The organism is Streptomyces sp. MAR4 CNX-425 (genome assembly GCF_048656465.1).
Taxonomy (GTDB): domain Bacteria; phylum Actinomycetota; class Actinomycetes; order Streptomycetales; family Streptomycetaceae; genus Streptomyces.
Genome location: NZ_JBMDLF010000005.1, coordinates 349310 through 367767 on the forward strand (window position 1 = coordinate 349310; position 18458 = coordinate 367767).

The 18458-nt window shown below is 73.9% G+C and carries 19 protein-coding genes; 12 read left to right on the forward strand and 7 right to left on the reverse strand.

Features of this window, described 5'->3' with window-relative positions; translation table 11 throughout:
• Nucleotides 1-29: 29 nt before the first annotated feature.
• Nucleotides 30-404: a fluoride efflux transporter CrcB gene (gene crcB, locus ACHZ99_RS17145; protein ID WP_420305467.1), complete on the reverse strand. Its 375-nt coding sequence runs from the start codon at nucleotides 402-404 to the stop codon at nucleotides 30-32.
• Nucleotides 401-964 (reverse strand): fluoride efflux transporter CrcB, encoded by a 564-nt coding sequence (crcB, locus tag ACHZ99_RS17150; protein WP_420305468.1) that lies wholly within the window; start codon nucleotides 962-964, stop codon nucleotides 401-403. Before crcB (ACHZ99_RS17150) ends, crcB (ACHZ99_RS17145) begins: the two co-directional genes overlap by 4 nt.
• 439 nt (nucleotides 965-1403) lie before the next feature.
• Between crcB (ACHZ99_RS17150) and kdpF the strand changes: the two genes are divergently transcribed.
• From kdpF to ACHZ99_RS17190, 8 genes are all read left to right on the forward strand, one after another.
• Nucleotides 1404-1493 carry a K(+)-transporting ATPase subunit F gene (gene kdpF / locus ACHZ99_RS17155; protein WP_420305469.1) on the forward strand — a complete coding sequence of 30 codons (90 nt, stop codon included), beginning with the start codon at nucleotides 1404-1406 and terminating at the stop codon, nucleotides 1491-1493.
• 9 nt (nucleotides 1494-1502) lie between these two features.
• Complete coding sequence (kdpA, locus tag ACHZ99_RS17160) at nucleotides 1503-3167, forward strand: potassium-transporting ATPase subunit KdpA (RefSeq protein ID WP_420305470.1); 1665 nt, start codon at nucleotides 1503-1505, stop codon at nucleotides 3165-3167.
• A complete protein-coding gene (kdpB, locus tag ACHZ99_RS17165) occupies nucleotides 3164-5290 on the forward strand; it encodes a potassium-transporting ATPase subunit KdpB (RefSeq protein WP_420305471.1) in 2127 nt (708 codons plus the stop codon). The genes kdpA and kdpB overlap by 4 nt, the downstream gene beginning before the upstream one ends.
• A 15-nt stretch (nucleotides 5291-5305) precedes the next feature.
• The gene (gene kdpC / locus ACHZ99_RS17170) at nucleotides 5306-5905 is read left to right on the forward strand and encodes a potassium-transporting ATPase subunit KdpC (protein ID WP_420305472.1); all 600 of its coding nucleotides are present in this window, start codon (nucleotides 5306-5308) and stop codon (nucleotides 5903-5905) included.
• 99 nt (nucleotides 5906-6004) lie between these two features.
• Nucleotides 6005-7417 (forward strand): AAA family ATPase, encoded by a 1413-nt coding sequence (locus ACHZ99_RS17175; protein WP_420305473.1) that lies wholly within the window; start codon nucleotides 6005-6007, stop codon nucleotides 7415-7417.
• Nucleotides 7414-8394, forward strand: coding sequence for a DUF7192 family protein (locus tag ACHZ99_RS17180; protein ID WP_420305474.1), 981 nt, complete (start codon nucleotides 7414-7416; stop codon nucleotides 8392-8394). Before ACHZ99_RS17175 ends, ACHZ99_RS17180 begins: the two co-directional genes overlap by 4 nt.
• Nucleotides 8395-8631: 237 nt before the next feature.
• A complete protein-coding gene (locus tag ACHZ99_RS17185) occupies nucleotides 8632-8919 on the forward strand; it encodes a hypothetical protein (RefSeq protein WP_420305475.1) in 288 nt (95 codons plus the stop codon).
• A gap of 18 nt (nucleotides 8920-8937) precedes the next feature.
• On the forward strand, nucleotides 8938-9192 hold the full coding sequence (locus ACHZ99_RS17190) for a hypothetical protein (protein WP_420305476.1): 255 nt from the start codon (nucleotides 8938-8940) through the stop codon (nucleotides 9190-9192).
• 17 nt (nucleotides 9193-9209) lie between these two features.
• Here the strand turns inward: ACHZ99_RS17190 and ACHZ99_RS17195 are convergent, their stop codons facing one another.
• A complete protein-coding gene (locus ACHZ99_RS17195) occupies nucleotides 9210-9701 on the reverse strand; it encodes a GNAT family N-acetyltransferase (protein ID WP_420305477.1) in 492 nt (163 codons plus the stop codon).
• 57 nt (nucleotides 9702-9758) lie between these two features.
• A complete protein-coding gene (locus ACHZ99_RS17200; RefSeq protein WP_420305478.1) occupies nucleotides 9759-11198 on the reverse strand; it encodes an ATP-binding protein in 1440 nt (479 codons plus the stop codon).
• A 173-nt stretch (nucleotides 11199-11371) separates the two neighbouring features.
• Between ACHZ99_RS17200 and ACHZ99_RS17205 the strand changes: the two genes are divergently transcribed.
• Together ACHZ99_RS17205 and ACHZ99_RS17210 are read left to right on the forward strand one after the other, a co-directional pair.
• Entirely contained in the window at nucleotides 11372-12130 is a 759-nt protein-coding gene (locus ACHZ99_RS17205) for a metallophosphoesterase (RefSeq protein WP_420305479.1), read from the forward strand.
• A gap of 33 nt (nucleotides 12131-12163) precedes the next feature.
• Nucleotides 12164-12907, forward strand: coding sequence for a Clp protease N-terminal domain-containing protein (locus tag ACHZ99_RS17210; protein WP_420305480.1), 744 nt, complete (start codon nucleotides 12164-12166; stop codon nucleotides 12905-12907).
• A gap of 16 nt (nucleotides 12908-12923) precedes the next feature.
• Here ACHZ99_RS17210 and ACHZ99_RS17215 read toward each other — a convergent pair whose 3' ends face one another.
• Nucleotides 12924-14336 carry an MFS transporter gene (locus ACHZ99_RS17215; protein ID WP_420305481.1) on the reverse strand — a complete coding sequence of 471 codons (1413 nt, stop codon included), beginning with the start codon at nucleotides 14334-14336 and terminating at the stop codon, nucleotides 12924-12926.
• Nucleotides 14337-14416: 80 nt separating this feature from the next.
• On the opposite strand from ACHZ99_RS17215, the gene ACHZ99_RS17220 reads away from it, so the two are divergent.
• Nucleotides 14417-15301, forward strand: a complete 885-nt coding sequence (locus ACHZ99_RS17220; RefSeq protein WP_420305675.1) for a LysR family transcriptional regulator — start codon at nucleotides 14417-14419, stop codon at nucleotides 15299-15301.
• Nucleotides 15302-15373: 72 nt separating this feature from the next.
• Here the strand turns inward: ACHZ99_RS17220 and ACHZ99_RS17225 are convergent, their stop codons facing one another.
• Nucleotides 15374-16852 (reverse strand): MFS transporter, encoded by a 1479-nt coding sequence (locus tag ACHZ99_RS17225; protein WP_420305482.1) that lies wholly within the window; start codon nucleotides 16850-16852, stop codon nucleotides 15374-15376.
• A 93-nt stretch (nucleotides 16853-16945) separates the two neighbouring features.
• Here ACHZ99_RS17225 and ACHZ99_RS17230 point away from each other — a divergent pair, with 93 nt between their 5' ends.
• Entirely contained in the window at nucleotides 16946-17392 is a 447-nt protein-coding gene (locus tag ACHZ99_RS17230; RefSeq protein WP_420305676.1) for a MarR family winged helix-turn-helix transcriptional regulator, read from the forward strand.
• A 5-nt stretch (nucleotides 17393-17397) separates the two neighbouring features.
• On the opposite strand, the gene ACHZ99_RS17235 is transcribed toward ACHZ99_RS17230, so the two are convergent.
• Nucleotides 17398-18429 (reverse strand): LuxR C-terminal-related transcriptional regulator, encoded by a 1032-nt coding sequence (locus ACHZ99_RS17235; protein WP_420305483.1) that lies wholly within the window; start codon nucleotides 18427-18429, stop codon nucleotides 17398-17400.
• Between the last annotated feature and the right edge of the window lie 29 nt (nucleotides 18430-18458).

Below are 18458 nucleotides of genomic sequence, written 5' to 3' on the forward strand. Positions count from 1 at the left end.
CGGCCCGCGGTCCGTACCGCCCTGCGTCCTCAGCCCCGCACCTCAGCCCCCAGCCCCGCGCCCAGGACCGCCGCGCCCAGCCCCGCCGCCAGGCTCACCCCCACGTACGCCGCCGCCGCGCGCCCCCGCGCCGTCTCGGCCAGCCGCAGCGTCTCGTACGAGAGCGTCGAGTACGTCGTCAGCGCCCCGCACAGCCCCGTGCCCAGCAGCATCTGTACCGACTCCGGGGCCGCGCCGGCCAGCGTCGCCCCCGTGAGCGTGCCCAGGATCAGGCAGCCCGCGACGTTCACGGCCAGCGTGCCCCAGGGGAACGCCGAGCCGAGACGCAGCTGCACCGCCCGGTCGGCCACGTACCGCAGGGGCGCCCCGGCCATCCCCCCGGCGATCACGAGCAGCAGGTTCACGCGTCCCCCTCACCCGCGGCCGACAGCACCCGCGCGCCGCCCGACGACGACCGCCGCCGCACCGCCCACCGCGTCACCGCCTGCGCCGCCCACACCGCGCCCAGCGCCACCACCGGCGTCAGTGCCAGGTACGCGACCCCCGCGCCCACCCGGTCCTCCGCCACCAGCCGCCGCACGTCCACCGCGTACGTCGAGAACGTCGTGAACCCGCCCAGCACCCCCGCGCCCAGGAACGGCCGCACCAGCCGGTGCGCCGTCCGCGCCTCCGTCACCAGGACCATCAGCACCCCGATCGCCGCGCACCCGACGGCGTTCACCGCCAGCGTCGGCCACGGGAACGCCGCCGGCGCCGTGGGCCACGGCAGCCCCGCCCCGTAGCGCGCCGCGGCGCCCAGGCCGCCGCCCAGCGCCACCATCGCCACCGGCGCGCCCTGGCCGCGCCAGCGGTCGCCGGGCGGCGGCGCGGGGAGCGCCACCTCGACGTCGGGGTCGACCGGTTCGGCCGGGTGCTCCCGCCCGGCCGGGTTCCCGGGCCGCGAGCCGTCCTCTTCCCTCGTCACCCATCTCACCCACTCGCCGCGGCGCACGCGTACCGCGCGCGCCTTCCGTCGCAAGCAGGGACCGTTGGCGGCATCCGTCGCCGCGGTTCGGGTACGGCGGGCCCCACCGCCGTCCGGGACGGCCCGCCGGGCCCGCCGGCGGCCGTCTCGGTCACCCCCAGGCTACCCGCCGTACCCCCCGCGCCCGGCCCCGCGCCGCCTCTGTGCCCGCCCGGTGCCGCCCGCCCGCTCGTCCCCGTAAGCAACCCGTCAACACCGCCCCCCGCCTCGTCAGAGCCCCGTCAACGACCGTCCCGCCCGGCCCGCCGCGGGGTTTCGCTGGACCCGTCCGTTCCCTTCGCACCGTTCAGGAGCACCCGATGGCCGACGCGGCCTTCGTCGTCATCACCCTCGCGGTCTTCGCGCTGGTGGCGCTCATCGCCCGCGGGGTGGGCAAGCTGTGACCGCCGACAACGTCGCGGGCCTCACCGTGGCGGTCGCCCTGCTGGGCTACCTGGTCCTCGCCCTCCTCTTCCCCGAGAAGTTCTGAGGGCCCGCCGTGAACCCGACACTCGCCGCCGTGCTCCAGGTGACGGCGCTGGTGGCCGCCCTCGCGCTCGTCCACCGCCCCCTCGGCGACTACATGGCCGGGGTCTACTCCGGCACGCGGCACAGCCGCGTCGAGCGCGCCGTCTACCGCGCGATCGGCGCCGACCCCGACGCCGGGATGCGCTGGCCCGCGTACCTGCGCGCCGTCCTCGCGCTCTCCGCCGCCGGCGTGCTCCTCCTCTACCTGCTCCAGCGGCTCCAGGACCGGCTGCCGCTCTCCCTCGGCTTCGCCGCGATCAGCCCAGACCAGGCGTTCAACACCGCGGCCTCCTTCGTCTCGAACACCAACTGGCAGTCGTACGCGGGCGAGTCGGCGATGGGCCACCTCACCCAGACCGGCGGCCTGGCCGTGCAGAACTTCGTCTCGGCCGCCGTCGGCATGGCCGTCGCGGTGGCGCTGATCCGCGGCTTCGCGCGCTCGCGCGGCGGCGAGCTGGGCAACTTCTGGGCGGACCTGGTGCGCGGCACGCTGCGCGTCCTGCTGCCGGTCGCCGCCGTGGCGGCCGTGCTGCTCGTCGCGTGCGGCGCGATCCAGAACTTCTCCGCCCCGCAGTCCGTGACGACCGTGACCGGCGGGACGCAGCACCTCACCGGCGGCGCGGTCGCCTCCCAGGAGGCCATCAAGGACCTGGGCACCAACGGCGGCGGCTTCTACAACGCCAACTCCTCCCACCCCTTCGCGAACCCGACCGGCCTGTCCAACCTCCTCGAAATCTTCCTCCTGCTCGTCATCCCGTTCTCCCTGCCGCGTACGTTCGGCACGATGACCGGCAGCGTCCGGCAGGGGTACGCGGTCGTCGCCGCCATGGCCGCCGTCTGGTTCGCCGGCGTGGTCGCCGTGACCTGGCTGGAGGCCGCGCACCCGGGCACCGCCGCGCAGCTCGCGGGCGGCGCGATGGAGGGCAAGGAGCAGCGCTTCGGCGAGAGCGCGTCGTCGCTCTTCGCGGTGTCGACGACGATGACGTCGACCGGCTCGGTCAACTCCTTCCACGACTCCTACGGCGGCCTGTCGGGCGGCGTGCTGCTGTTCGGCATGATGATCGGCGAGATCGCCCCCGGCGGCGTCGGCTCCGGGCTGTACGGGATGCTGGTCATGGCGGTCGTCGCGGTGTTCCTCGCCGGGCTGATGGTGGGCCGCACGCCCGAGTACCTGGGCAGGAAGATCGGGCCCCGCGAGATCAAACTCGCGGCCTGCTCCCTCCTCGTCACCCCCGCGCTGGTCCTCACCGGCACGGCGCTGGCCATGGGCACCGGCACCGGCGAGTCGTCGATGACCAACACCGGACCGCACGGCTTCTCCGAGGTCCTCTACGCCTACACCTCCGCCGCCAACAACAACGGCAGCGCCTTCGCGGGCTTCGGCGCGGACACCGACTACCACAACACCGCACTCGGCCTGTGCATGCTGCTGGGCCGGTTCCTGCCGATGGTGTTCGTGCTGGCGCTGGCCGGGGCGCTCGCCCGGCAGCGGCCCGTACCGGCGTCGGCCGGGACGCTGCGTACCGACAAGCCGCTGTTCACCGGCGTGCTGGTGGCGTGCGTCGCCATCGTCGCCGGGCTCACCTTCTTCCCGTCGCTCGCGCTCGGGCCGCTCGCCGAAGGACTCGCCGCATGACCCCCCGAACCCCGACACCCGCTCCCGTACGGAACGGACCCGCCCCCCGCGTCGCGGCGGGCCCGTTCTCCGCCGGCCGGCTGGCCCGTTCCGTACCCGACGCGCTGCGCAAACTGGACCCGCGGGCCATGGCGAGGAACCCCGTCATGTTCGTGGTCGAGACCGGCTCCGTGCTGACCACGGTCCTCGCGCTCACCGACCCCGGCGACGGCTTCGGCTGGGTCATCGCCGCCTGGCTCTGGCTCACCGTCGTCTTCGCCAACCTCGCGGAGGCCGTCGCCGAGGGCCGCGGCAAGGCGCAGGCCGCCACCCTGCGCCGGGCGAAGACGGACACGTACGCCCGCCGCCGCACCCCCGCCGGGGAGGAACGCGTCCCCGCCGCCGACCTGCGGGTCGGCGACCGCGTCGCCTGCGAGGCCGGTGACGTCATCCCCGGCGACGGCGACGTCGTCGAGGGCGTCGCCTCCGTCGACGAGTCCGCGATCACCGGCGAGTCGGCGCCCGTGATCCGCGAGTCGGGCGGCGACCGCTCCGCGGTCACCGGCGGCACGAAAGTCCTCTCCGACCGCATCGTCGTCCGCATCACCGCCAAGCCCGGCGAGACGTTCCTCGACCGCATGATCGCCCTGGTCGAGGGCGCGGACCGGCAGAAGACCCCCAACGAGATCGCGCTGAACATCCTGCTCGCCTCCCTCACGGTCGTCTTCCTCCTCGCCGTCGTCACCCTCCAGCCGTTCGCGGTGTACGCGGGCGCGGAGCAGTCCCTCGTCGTGCTCACCGCGCTGCTCGTCTGCCTGATCCCGACGACCATCGGCGCGCTGCTGCCGGCGATCGGCATCGCGGGCATGGACCGGCTGGTGCAGCGCAACGTGCTCGCCATGTCCGGCCGCGCGGTCGAGGCCGCGGGCGACGTGTCGACGCTGCTCCTCGACAAGACCGGCACCGTCACCCTCGGTAACCGGCAGGCCGCCGCGTTCCGGCCGGTCGGCGCGACGGAGGCGGCCGAACTGGCCGACGCCGCGCAGCTGTCGTCCCTCGCCGACGAGACGCCCGAGGGCCGCTCCGTCGTCGTCCTGGCGAAGGAGAAGTACCGGCTGCGCGAACGCCCGCCGGGCGAGCTGGCGCACGCCGAGTGGGTGCCGTTCACCGCCCGGACCCGGATGTCCGGCGTGGACGTCGACGGCCGGCAGGTCCGCAAGGGCGCGGCCGCCGAGGTCACCGCCTGGGTCCGCGACCGCGGCGGCGAGGTCGCCGCCGAGGTGCACGAGGTCGTCGACGCCGTCGCCGGGACCGGCGGCACCCCGCTGGTCGTCGCCGTGGCCGACGCCCGCGGGGCGCGGATCCTCGGCGTCGTCCACCTCAAGGACGTCGTCAAGGACGGCATGCGCGCACGCTTCGCCGAACTGCGCCGGATGGGCGTACGAACCGTCATGATCACCGGCGACAACGCCAGGACCGCCGCGGCCATCGCCGCCGAGGCCGGCGTCGACGACTACCTCGCCGAGGCCACCCCCGAGGACAAGATGGCCCTCATCAAACGCGAGCAGGCCGGTGGGGGAGGGGATACCCCCGCCGGCGAGGGCGCAGCCGGCGGGGGAGGCAACCTCGTCGCCATGACCGGCGACGGCACCAACGACGCCCCGGCGCTCGCCCGGGCCGACGTCGGCGTCGCCATGAACACCGGCACCTCCGCCGCCAAGGAGGCCGGAAACATGGTCGACCTCGACTCCGACCCCACCAAGCTCATCGAGATCGTGGAGATCGGCAAGCAGCTCCTGATCACCCGCGGCGCGCTGACGACCTTCTCCCTCGCCAACGACGTCGCGAAGTACTTCGCGATCATCCCCGCGATGTTCGCCGCCGCCCACCCGGGCCTGGACCGGCTCAACATCATGCGGCTGTCCTCCCCCGAGTCGGCGATCCTCTCCGCGGTCGTCTTCAACGCGCTGGTCATCGTCGCGCTCGTGCCGCTGGCCCTGCGCGGCGTGCGCTACCGGCCGGTCAGCGCCGACCGGATGCTGCGGCGCAACCTCGCCGTCTACGGCCTCGGCGGGCTGGTGGCCCCGTTCGCCGGCATCAAGCTGATCGACCTCGTCGTCTCACTCATCCCCGGAATCGGCTGAGGAGGCCGCGTCCCCATGAACCCATCCGCCCGGCTGCTCCTCAGCGCGCTGCGCGCGCTCCTCGTCCTCACCGTGGTCACCGGCGTGCTCTACCCCCTGGCGATCACCGGGGTCGCGCAGGCCGCGTTCCCCGGCAGGGCGAACGGCTCGAAGGTCACGTACGAGGGCCGGGAGGCGGGCTCCAAGCTGATCGGCCAGACCTGGAACAAGCCGGGCACCGACACCCCCGACCCCCGCTGGTTCCAGCCCCGCCCCTCCCACAGCGGCTACGACCCGCTGGCCACGGGCTCCTCCCAGCTCGGCGCCTCGGACCCCACCCTGGTGACGACGGTGCGCGCGGCCCGGAAGCAGGTCGCCGCGTTCAACGGGGTCCCGCTCGCGGACGTCCCCAAGGACGCGGTCACCGGCTCGGCTTCGGCGATCGACCCGCACATCTCCCCGGCGTACGCGGCGATCCAGATCACCCGGGTGGCGAAGGCGAACGGCCTCACCGGGGCCCGGGTCGCGGCCCTGGTCGACGACCACACCGAGGGCCGCGACCTGGGCTTCCTGGGCAACGAGCGCGTCAACGTCCTGAAGCTGAACCTCGCCCTGGACCGCCTGACACGCACCTGACCCCGACCGAACCGGGAAAGGGCCCTCCGCGGCGGGCCGGAGCAGTGAACCGCCCGGGCACCGGGAGGGGTCCCCGCGCCGCCTGTCCAGAATTCCGGCATGCGTGAGACCAGCAAGGCGGAAGTCCGCCTGATCGCAGACGCCGTCGCGAGCGAGGCCATCATGCGCTACGCCGACGCCCTCGCCAGATCCCCGTACGCCCGGCAGACGACGGAGACGACGGCGCAGCGCGCGGCCACCGAGACGGCCCGCGCCATCGCCGACGAGCGCGTCGCGCACGCCGAGGAGATCGTCCGGGCCGCCGAGGAGGCGGCGGCGGCCTCGGCGACCCGGACGGCGGAGCGGGTCGCCGAGGCGACGGCCGCGGGCGTCGTGGCCGGGGCGCAGGCGGAGGCGCGCGAAGCGGCGGGGGAGGTGCTGGACAGGGGGCGGGGCGAGCTGGACGAGGCGGTCGGCAAGGCCCGCGCGGAGCTGGACGAGGCGCTGGGTACGGGGCGCGCGGAGCTGGACGAGGCGCTGGGCACGGGGCGCGCGGAGCTGGACGAGGCCCTGGGCACGGGCCGCGCGGAGCTGGACGAGGCGCTCGGCAAGGTCCGGACCGAACTGGCCGAGGCACAGACCGAGGCGAAGCAGTCCGCCTCCGCGTTCGTCCGGAAGGAGGCGGCCCGCGTCGTCGCCGAAGCCGTCGCCGAGGCCGTCGCCGACGTGCCGCACGTCGTGGACGTCAGGATCGGGAAGGCCGCCGACCCGGTCCGCGTCCGCGGACACACCCACGCGCTGCTGCCGGACGTGCTGCTCGCGCTCGGCGCCGGCTGCCACGTCCTGCTGGTGGGCCCGGCCGGCACCGGGAAGTCGATGATGGCGCAGCAGGCGGCGGAGGCGTTCGGGCGGGAGTTCCACGCCCTCTCCCTCGGGCCGACGACGCCGATGAGCAAGATATTCGGCTACTACGACGCGCACGGCCACTACCACGACACGCCGTTCCGCCGCGCCTTCGAGCACGGCGGCCTGATGCTGCTCGACGAGCTGGACAGCGGCCACCCGGGGCTGCTGGCGGAGCTGAACCAGGCCCTGTCCATCGGGTCCTGCGCCTTCGCCGACGGCATGGTCGAGGCACACCCGGACTTCCGCCTGATCGCCACGGGGAACACCTACGGCACCGGCGGCGACCGGCAGTACGTGGGCCGGCAGGCGCTGGACGCGGCGACGCTGGACCGGTACGTCGTCATCGACGTACCGGTGGACGAGAAACTGGAGGAGCGCGTCGCGCTGGCGTACGCGCCCTCGCGGAAGGCGGACGCCCGGCGGGTGATCAAGAACGTGCGGAAACTGCGCGCCACGGCGGCCGAGAAGCGGCTGCCGGTGATGTTCTCGCCCCGCGCCAGCATCGACGCGGCCCGGCTGCTGCAGGCGGGGGCGAGCGTCGAACAGGCCGTCCGGTGGCGGGTGGTGCGCGGGATGTCGGCGGCCCACCGCGCGGCTCTGGGGCTGGACGAGGGCGCCGGGACATGAGCCGGCGGCACCCGGGGCCGGAGGACACCGTCCACACCCTGCCGCCGATGTGGTCCTGGCAGGAGTTCGTGGACGCCGCCCGCGCGCCGGACACCATCGACGATGGGGAGGGCAGATGGAACGAGGGCGACTGGCCGGGCGCGACGTGGAGTGGAGCGCTGCGCCTTGCCGAGGACGGCTGGACCACCGTGCTGCCCGACGTGGACGCCGAGGTGGCCCAACTGCGCGAGCGGATCGGCGACGAGGTGCTGACGACCGCCCTGGTGCCGACGTGGGACGTCACCGGCAGCGAGGTCGACATCGGCGCCTACCTGAGCGGCGTGCCGGAGTGCATGGTGGACGCGGTGCCGCAGCGGATCTCCGCCCGCGGCCGCGTGGTGACGTTCCTCGTCCCCGCCGGGTACGTGAACACCACCACGCACTCGGCCATCCACAACCGCGGGGTGGCGCTGTCCGCCCTGTGCTCCTCCATCATCGCGGCGGGCCACAGCGTCGAGATCTGGTCCGGCTTCACCCCGTACGTCAGCGACACGGACCGGTTCGCGGCGGTGGCGCGGGTGATCTCGGCCGCGGAACCGCTGGACCTGGGGCGGCTGATGTTCGTCATGGCGCACCCGGCGATGCTGCGCCGCCTGTGGTTCGCGGTCTGGGACAGCGCCCCGACCACGGTGGCCCGCCGCATGTGCGACACCTCGTACGGCAGCGGGCCGTACGACTGTTACGCGGAGGACCTGCCCGAGGGCATCGTGGAGCCGTACCTCCTGCCGTACCTGTCGGACGGAGACCGGCAGTGGGAGACGGTGGAGAGCGCGCTGGAGTGGTGCTGGGACATGTTCACCAGCCTGGGCCTGCTGCGTGCCGCGCGAACCCCGGAGCACGCGGCGGCACCCCGCCGTAGTCCTCCCGCCCGCACACACCGCCGGCTCCTCCTGGAGGACCCCGGGCTCCAGAAGTACGCAAAAGGCTTCCGCGAGTGACACGGGCCCGGGTAGCCGACGTAGAAACCAGCCCGGACAGGACCCCGCATGACCGAATCCGAGCGGACCCGACTCCGCGAGGAGCCCGGGGGCCTCGCCCAGCCTCCGCGGATGGCCGTTCCCCAGCACGGCGGCCAAGTGGCCGCCCCCCTCGGCTAGACTCGTCGCACACGAAACCGTGACGCGCTGTCGGTGGGCGCGCAGGGCGCAGTGGATGTACTCAGTCGGGAGTCCAAAATGAGCACTGACACCCCGTGGACGATCGAACGGATCCGTGACGCCCTCGGCGCCCCCAGCCTCGTCCAGCGCTTCCTCGCCGAGATCAACACCACGCCGGCTCACCAGCTCCTCACCGTCTTCGCCAAGTGGGAGCGCATCGCCAAGAACACCGTTGCCGCCCTTGAGCGCGGCAAGGAGGTGATCGCCGCCGAAGGCCGCGGCGAAGCCCCCGCCGGCGAGTGGATCGACGGCAGCGAACGCCTCGACGCCATCGACGAGCGAATCCGCTCACGCGGCGCCGCCTGACCTGGCAACCTCTACGGGGTGTACAAGCTCCGCTACGAGGCGTCCGTCGAAGCCGTCTGGGACGCGCTCCCTGGTGACGCACGCAACGAGTTCGAACAAGCGCTCAGCAACGTCTGCCTGGACCCCTGGAACACCACCGAGGCCCACCCGGCAGCCGAGCACGAACAACAGCGGATCCTCGTGCTCCGGCACTCCACAGCGGTGCTGGTCATCATTGAAGGCCCGGAAGGCGTCCGGCGCGTCCGCGTACTTGAACTGCAGTTTTTCGGCTGACGGCAGATGGGTCCGGTCTACTGCTGGGCCGTCAGGTCGCGCTGATACCACAGGCCATCTTTTCCGCCGGAGACACCGGGGTCGGCCGGGGTGAACCCGGCCTTCGTCAGGACCCTTTGGGACGCGACGTTCTCGCGGGACGTGCCCGCGCGCAGCGTGCGCAGGCCGTGGCGCGTCGCCGCCAGGCGGCACAGCTCCCGCACCGTCGCGGTCGCCACGCCGCGGCCGGCGACGTGCTGCGCGACGCGGTAGCCGAGTTCGGCGGTGCCGTCTTCGAGGTCGTAGAGGTTGAACCGGCCGAGGACGGCGCCGTCTTCGGCGACGAGCAGGTAGAAGGCGGAGATTCCCGCCTCCTGCTCGGCCAGCAGGGCGCTGTACCTCTCGGTGAACTCCGCGAAGAACTCGTCGCCGCGGTCGGCGATCGAGGCGGCGAAGTAGGCGCGGTTCGCCCGTTCGAAGGCCAGGACCGCCGGGGCGTGGGCGGCGGTCAGCCGCTGGAGCTCGGGCACCGTCCGACCCTAGCCAGGCCGTACGTTGCCGGTCACCCGGGTTTTCCGGCGGCGGCCTCAGCCGGTACGGCTCTCGTCCCGCCGGTGCCAGGCGCTCAGCAGTTCCTCCGGGCCGTACGCCGCCTGAAGGCCGGGACAGCCGGCCCCGCTCCGGGAGACCGCCACGAGCGGTACCGGCTCGTCGGTGAGGGCCGCCCGGTGTTTCTGCAGCGTGGCGAGATCGTGGCTGTCGAACGCGGAGTTCTCCAGCCACTTGACCGAGCCGAGGAAGAGCAACTGCTTGGCCACCGGCTGCCGGTCGGCGCCCACCAGGTCGATTTCGACCTCGTTGCCGCGGGTCCAGTACCCGCCGATCGCCGGGGCTGCGGGCAGGTACTCGTCCGGCAGGAGGCGGGCGAGGGACTCCCGGACGAGGGGTTCGATCGCGCGGCCCCGCCAGCTCGTCCACTGTTGCTTGATCCGGCGCAGCGTGAGGTCTCCGCGTAGCCGCTCGATCTCCGCCATGTGCGGATCCAGAAACGCGAGCCAGAATCGCAGGTACGGGTCGGCCACCCGGTAGCGGCGTTCCTTGGAGGGCCGCTGGGAGAGCGGCAGCTCGGCGGCCACGGCTCGTTTGCCGGTCAGGACGTCGGTGGCTCTGGTGAGCGTGCTGTGGGAGATGCCGCCGGCCGCGCGCGCGATGTTGGTGAACGTCCGCTCGCCGGACCCGATGGCCCGCAGGACCTCCCTGCTCATCGCCTGCGGTGGAAACTCCGCGGCCAGTGAGCGTTCGGCGGAGACCAGCAGCGCCGAGATCGGGTTGTCCAGGGAATCGCGGAGGAACGTCCAGACGTCCGCTCCGGCCTCCCATTCGGCGCAGATCAGGGGGAGTCCGCCGGTGATCAGAGCGGCGTCGAACGCGGCTGCCGGGGACAGGCCGAGCATCTCGCCGATGTCGGCCGGGTTGAGAGGCCCCACGACCATTTCCCGGCCCCGTTGGTGAAAGGGGCGGTCGTAGCTGTTCAGCGCCTCCATCATCGACAGGTCGGACCCGACCAGGAGGAGAAGCACCGGCTTGCGGCTGAGCTGCCGGTCCCATGCCCGCTGGAGCATGCCTTCGAAGGCGTCGATACCGTCCATGAGATACGGAACCTCGTCGATGACGACGACGCTCGGGCTGTCGTCGGGCAGGATGTCCGCGAGCAGCCGCAAGGCCGCGTTCCACTGCCCCGGGGTCTCCTCCGAGAACAGTCCCCGATCCGGCAGGGTGGAGGTGGCGACGGCGTCGACGAGTTCTGACAGCTCGTCCTCCGCGGGGCCGCCCGCCGCGGTGAAGAAGAGGTTCGGCGTCCCGGAACGCCGGAGGAACTCCTCGACCAGGCTGGACTTGCCGACGCGCCTCCTCCCCCGCATCAGGACGCACCGTCCTGGCTTCGCCGACCCGACGGCGTCCTGCACCGCGTGCAGGGCGTCGCGGAGTACACGCAGCTCGTGGTTCCGCCCGATGAAACGGCGCATCAAGACTCCCGAATGGAATGGTATCGATAGAGATACTATTGCTGTCGATACTATCGCGCCCTGGGTCGCCGGGCCACCTGCGCGCCGGTGGCCGTTCTCCGGGGGCGGGGCGGGACGTAGCGTCGGCGTCGGCGGGGCGCCGACGGCGGCGGGCCCGGGGAGGGAACGACAGCATGGCCGTGATCGCGCATCTCAGTGACATCCACATCGACGACGAGCGCAGTGTCCAGCGCACCCGGGCGGTGACCGCGTATCTGGAGGACCTGCCGTACGACCTGGACCTCGTCCTCGTCACCGGCGACATCGCCGACCACGGCACACCGGAGGAGTACGCGACCGCCCGCGGGCTGCTCGCGTCGCGGCACCCCGTGCTGGTCTGTCCCGGCAACCACGACGACCGGGCCGCGTTCCGGCGCGGGCTGTTGGCGGAGCCGGGGTCCGAGGGGCCCGTCGACCAGGTGTACCGGGGGGCCGGGTTCACGGTGGTGGCGTGTGACTCGTCGGTGCCGGGCAAGCCGGAGGGGTGGCTCGGGGACGGGACGCTGGCGTGGCTGGAGGAGCAGGTGGCGGGGGCGCCGGAGGGGGACGCGGTGCTGGTGGCGTTCCACCATCCGCCGGTGGCGCTGCACGTTCCGTACGTGGACGGGATCCGGCAGTTCGGCGAGGGGCGGCTCGCGGAGCTGGCCGGGCGGCAGCCGCGGCTGACCGCCTTCCTCGCCGGGCACGCGCACACCGCGGCGGCCACGACCTTCGCGGGCCGCCCGCTGCTCGTCGGCCCCGGGGTCGTCAACACCATCCGGCTGCCCTGGGAGCGCCACACGCACGCGGACGACCACGCGCGGCTCGACCAGCCGCCGGGCGTCGCGTTCCACGTGCTGCACGAGGACCACCGGCTGACCACGCACTTCCGTACGGTGTCAACCGAAGGTTGACGCCGCCGCAAGTGTCAACCTACGGTTGTCAGCATGACGGAACCGACGCGCTCGACGCATCCCGTACGCCTCGACGACCTCATCGACGCCATCAAGAAGGTCCACACCGACGTCCTCGACCAGCTCACCGGAGCCGTCGTCGCCGCCGACCACCTCGGCGACGTCGCGGACCACCTCATCGGCCACTTCGTCGACCAGGCGCGGCGCTCCGGCGCCTCCTGGACCGACATCGGCAAGAGCATGGGCGTCACCCGGCAGGCCGCCCAGAAGCGGTTCGTGACCAAGGGCTCCGACGAGGGCCTGACCCTCGATCCGAGCGAGGGCTTCGCCCGCTTCACCGCCCGCGCGAAGAACGTCGTGATGGCGTCCCAGAACGAGGCGCGGGCCGCGGGCAACACCGAGATCACCCCCGCCCACCTCGTCCTCGGGCTGATCGCCGACCCCGGCGGCATCGGCGCGGCGGCCATCGCGGCGCAGGACATCCTGCTGGACACCGTGCGGCAGGAGGCCGCCGCCGCGCTGCCGCGGCCGGCGGAGGGGGAGGTCCCGGAGCTGATCCCGTACAACGCCGAGGGGAAGAAGGCGCTGGAGCTGACCTTCCGGGAGGCGCTGCGGCTGGGCCACAACTACATCGGTACGGAACACATCCTGCTGGCGCTGCTGGAGCAGGAGAACGGCGACGGCGTGCTGTCCCGGCTCGGCGTCGACCGGGCGGCGGCGGAGGACCACATCGCGGCGGCGCTGGCGCCGATGCAGTCCGGCGGGGGCGGGGCGTAGCGCCGCCCAGGGGGCGTCAGCCCCGGAGCCCGGTCCCGGCTCCGTGACCGGCCGCGCGCCCGCGCCCGTCCCCGGTCCCGGTCCCGGTCCCGGTTTCAGTCCCGCGCCCGGTCCCGCTCGCGGCCGGGGTCCCCTCCGGCTCCCGGGCCCCGGCCAGGTCCCGTACGGGCCCCCCGCCCGGCTCCGCCCCCGGCCCCGGCCCCGGCCCTGACCCCGGCGCCCGCGCGGGGTCCGGGGCCCTCCGCGCCTCCCGGGCCGCCGCCACCCGCTCCGCCACCCACAGCACCACCGTCCCGCCCGCCAGCACCGCGCCCAGCGCCGACACCGCCGGCCACCCGCCCCGCGCCCACACCACCGACGTCAGCGCCGACCCCACCGCGCCGCCGGCGAAGAAGCTGGTCATGAACGCAGAGTTGACGCGGTTCCGGGCGTCGGGGCGGATCGCGTAGACGACGGCCTGGTTGGCGTTGAGCACCGCCTGCTGCGCCACGTTCAGGCCGACGATGCCCGCGACCAGCCACGGCAGCGACTCGCCCGCCACGCCCAGCACCACCCACGAGCCGGTCAGCAGCACCACGCCCGCGCCGGTCACCGCCTGCACGTGCCCGCGGTCGTTGAGCCGCCCCGCGAACGTCATGGTCGCCACGCCCACCGCCCCGACCAGCCCGAACAGTCCGATCGCCGACTCCGACCAGCCGTAGGGCGCCCGCGCCAGCAGGAACGTCAGCGCCGTCAGCTGCACGCTGTACGAGGCCAGCGACAGCGCCGCGAGCGCCGACCGCCGCCGCAGCACCGGCTCCGCGCGCAGCAGCGCCACGGTGGAGCGGAGGAGCGTCCCGTACGGCATGCCCGGGGACGCGGCCGGCAGCCGCGGCAGGTGGCGGTGGAGCAGCGCCGCCATTCCGGCCATGAGCAGGGCGTTGACCCAGTAGACGGTGCGCCAGCCGCCGAGTTCGGAGAGCGCCCCCGACGCCGTACGGGCCAGCAGCCCGCCGAGCAGGATGCCGGACATCACGACGCCCACGACCCGCCCGCGCTCCGCCGGCGCCGCGAGCCCGGCCGCGTACGGCACGACGACCTGCGCGCCGACCGACGTCAGCGCGGTGAGCACCGTGCCGGCGAGCAGCACCGGGCCGTTGGGGGCGGCGGCGGTGAGGGCGAGGAAGGCGGCGGTGGCGGCGAAGAGGCCCACGGCCAGCCGCCGCCGGTCGGTGATGTCGCCGAGGGGGACGAGGAGGATGAGGCCCAGCGCGTAGCCGGTCTGGGCGGCGGTGACGACGAGGGCGGCGAGGGTGCTGCCGACGTGCAGGTCGCGGCCGATGAGGTCGAGGAGGGGCTGGGCGAAGTAGTTGCCGGCCACGGACAGGCCGGTGGCGGTCGCCATGAGCAGCAGCAGGCCGCGGCCGGGGGTGGAGGGCTGCGTTGTCATGGATCCAGGGTCGGGCCGGGACCATTGATGAGTCCAACACATAGTTGTCATCTGATCCATCTCGTATGACGATGGATCGCATGGAGTTGCAGCAGATGCGCTACGTCGTCGCCGTCGCGGACACCGGCGGGTTCACCCGCGCCGCCGAGCGCTGCCACGTCGTCCAGTCGGCGCTGAGCCACCAGATCGGCAAGCTGGAACGGGAGCTGGGCGCCCGGCTGTTCGACCGTACGAGCCGGAAGGTACGCCCCACGCGCGCCGGCGAGGCGTTCCTGCCGGCCGCCCGCGCGGCGCTCGCCGCGGCGGAGCGGGCGCGGGCGGAGGTCGCGGCGGCGACGGGGGAGGTGCGGGGGCGGCTGGCGATCGGGGCGATCCCGACGGTGGCGGCGGTGGACCTGCCGGGGGCGCTGCGGGCGTTCCACGACACGTACCCGCAGGTGCGGATCAGCCTGGCGACGGGGGCGAGCGAGCACCTGGTGCGGGCGGTCGCGGAGGGCACGTACGACCTGGCACTGCTCGGGGTGCCGGCGGGCTTCCGGGCGGACAAGGTGCGCGAACGGGTGCTGGTACGGGACCCCCACCTCGCCGTCGTGCCGCCGGAGCACCCGCTGGCGGGGGCGGCGGAGACGGATCTGGCGCGGCTGGCGGAGGAGACGTTCGTCGACTTCGCGGCGGGCACGGCGGCGCGGGCGCAGACGGAGGAGGCGTTCGTGGCGGCGGGGCTGCGGCGGACGGTGGGCTTCGAGGTGTCGTCGATGGACTTCCTGGCGGACCTGGTCCGAGCGGGGCTGGGGGTGGCGCTGCTCCCGAGCACGTTCGCGCCCCGGCTCGCGGGGCTTTCGACGGTGCCCATCGCGGGCGGCCCGTCGCGCGAGGAGCGGCTGGTGTGGCCGCTCACCCGGCCGTCGCCGGCGGCGGCGGCGTTTCTGCACAGCCTGGGGGTGGACCCGGACGGGGAGGAGTAGCGGACAGCGGACCCGGGCCTGGCCGGCCCGGGTCCGCTCACCCCCGATTCCCCGTGCTTGGGTGCGCGGCGGTCAGTCGGCCGCGTAGACGAACTCGCGCTCCTCCAGCGGCTTCTGCCCGTCGTCGTCCACAGCCGCCGCCCGCGGCCCGCGGATCCCCGTCAGCGCGATGACCAGGCCGATCACCGCCATGGCCGCGACCACGTACAGCGCCGGGTCGAAGCCGTTCAGCAGCGCGCCGGAGCCGGTGGCGCCCTCCGCGTTCGCGGTGAGCACCGCCGTCACGACGGCCAGCCCGATCGCCCCGCCCACCTGTAGCGAGGTGTTCAGCAGCCCGCCCGCGAGGCCCTGCTCGTGGTCCGGGATGCCCGCGGTGGCCTGGATGTTGAACGAGGCGAACGCCAGCGTGAAGCCGATGCCCAGCAGGATCATGCTGGGCAGGGTGCCGACCACGTACGGCGCGTCGCGGTCGATGGCGAGGAAGAGCACGTACGCCAGCAGGTGCGCCAGCACCCCGCCCGCGATGGTGCGCCCGGTGCCGAACCGCATGATCAGCGGGACCATCCGCGGCGAGCCGAACGCGACGATCAGCGCCGCCGGCAGGAAGCCCATCGCCGTCTCCAGCGCGGACCAGCCGAGCACCGCCTGGAGGTACTGCATGACGAGGAACTGGAAGCCGAGGTACCCGCCGAAGAACACGGCCGCGCCGAGGTTGGCGCGGGCCAGCGGGCCGGAGCGCAGGATGCCGAGGCGGATCAGCGGGTGCTTGCTGCGCCGCTCGATGGTGAGGAACGCGGCGAGCAGCACCGCGGCGGCCGCGAACTGGAGCAGCGTACGGGCCGCGCCCCAGCCCACCTCCGGCGCCTCGACGACGGTGTAGACGAGCAGCAGCATGGCGCCGACGCCGGTGACCGCGCCGGGGAGGTCGTAGCCGCCGTTGCGCTCCTGCGGCCCCTCCTTCGGCAGCACGCGGAAGGCGGCGATCAGCGCGATGACCGCGACGGGGAACGGCAGGAAGAAGGTCCAGCGCCAGCCGGCCTCGGTGAGCAGGCCGGAGAAGACGAGCCCGGCGCTGTAGCCGCTGGCGCCGAAGACGGCGAAGATCCCGAGCGCCTTGTTGCGGGCGGGGCCCTCGGCGAAGGTCGTGGTGATGATGGACAGCGCCGCGGGCGCGGTGAACGCGGCGGAGACGCCCTTCAGCAGCCGGGTCGCGATCAGCAGCCCGCCGTCGTCGACCAGCCCGCCGAGCAGCGAGGTGACGGCGAAGACCGCGACGGCGACGAGGAACACCCGCCGCCGGCCCAGGAGGTCGGCGGTGCGGCCGCCGAGGAGGAGCAGGCCGCCGTAGGTGAGGACGTAGCCGCTGACGACCCACTGGAGGGTGCTGGTGGAGAGCCCGAGGTCGGCCTGGATGGAGGGGAGTGCGACCCCCACCATCGACACGTCGAGGGCGTCGAGGCCGACCACGAGGGAGACGGTCAGCAGGATGCCCCAGAGGCGGGCGTCCCACTTGGTCGAGGTCGTGGACAGATGTGGTGCGGAAGAGCTCATGACCGAAGACACTACATGCGTGAGCATCTAATGCCAACGCATTTAATGAAGTCGCATTAGGTTCACGCGCATGTTACTTTGGCCTACGTGAGCGTGAGCGACGTCGGCGCCGAGCGCGCCCTGGTGGACCGCTGGCAGCGCCTCCTGGCCTGTCACGCGGCGGTCTGGGGGGCGCTGGAGCGCGAGCTGCAGAGCCGGCACGGGATCGGCGTCAGCGAGTTCGAGGCCCTGGAGGGCCTGGCGACCTGCGACCACGAGAAGTGCCGCGCGGCCGAGCTGGCCGACGCGGCGCACCTGAGCCAGAGCGCGACGTCGCGGCTCACGGCGCGGCTGGAGCGGGCCGGGCTCGTCCAGCGGGCGATGTGCGACATGGACCGGCGCGGCATCTTCGTCCTCCTGACGGAGAAGGGCCGCCGGCTGTACGAGGACGCCAGGCCGACGCACCGGGAGGTGCTGGCGCAGGTGCTCCCGGAGCCGCCGGAGCCGCGGCCGGGGCCGCAGCCGGGGCCGACGTCAGCGCCGGTGCCGGACGGCGGCTGAGGCGCTCACGCCTCCCACGCGCCGTCGCGGGCGGCCTGAAGGCCCGCCTGGAAGCGGGTACGGGCGCCGAGGCGCCGCATCAGGGCGCTGACCCGGCGGTTGAGGGTACGGGAACTCACCCCCAGGCGCCGCGCGACGGCCTCGTCCTTCAGCCCGGCGGCGAGGAGCGTGAGGAGCTGCCGCTCGGCCTCGGCCTCGGCGTCCGACTCGGCGGCGGCGGTGGCATCGGCGGCGCCGTCGGCCTCGGCCTCGGACGTTTCTCCGGCCCCGGCGGCGCGACGCGGCACCGGCACGGGCACGGCCGTCGTCCACAGCAGCTCGAAGAGCCGTACCAGCGCCTCCAGCAGCGCGCCCTCGTGGATGACGAACGCGCTGTCGACCATCTCGTGCGCCTCGCGGCTGAACGGCAGGATCGCCGTCGACGCGTCGGCCACCGCCAGCTTGAGCGGCACGTCCGTATGGACCCGGGCCTCCTCGCCCGCCGCGACGACCGCCTCGAAGACGTCGTACGCGCCCGGCACCGCCAGCGCCTCCGGCGCGTACAGCCCGCGCACGCGCACGCCGCGCGCCAGGATCTCCAGCTCCGCCCGGTTCGGCTCGGCCGGCTCCTGCGCGTACGGCGGCCGGTCCAGGACCAGCAACTCGCGCTCCACCGACCGCTGGAGCCGGTCGAAGCGCGCCGCGACCGAGCCGCGGCCGAAGAGGATCTCCACCTGGTCCTCGGGCCGGTGCCGGCGGTCGACCGGCAGCTCCGCGAGCAGCGCGGCGGCCGCCGTCCGGGCCCCGGCGACCCGGTCCTGCCAGCGCGCGGCGAGCTGGTCGACGGCGGCGTCCGGCCGGGTCGCGACCAGCCGGACCGGGGCGCCGGGCAGCAGCGTCAGCAGGCCCAGCTCCGTGAGCCGGTCGACCGCCGGGGCGATCCCGGCGACCGGGCGGCCGGCCGCCGCGGCCAACTGGGCGGCGTCGAGGGGCGGGTGCCGGAGCAGCAGGCGGTACAGGGCCTCGTCGGACGCGAGGACGCCGAACGGTTCGAACATACGGAGCGGCCCCCCTCGGGCACGTATCG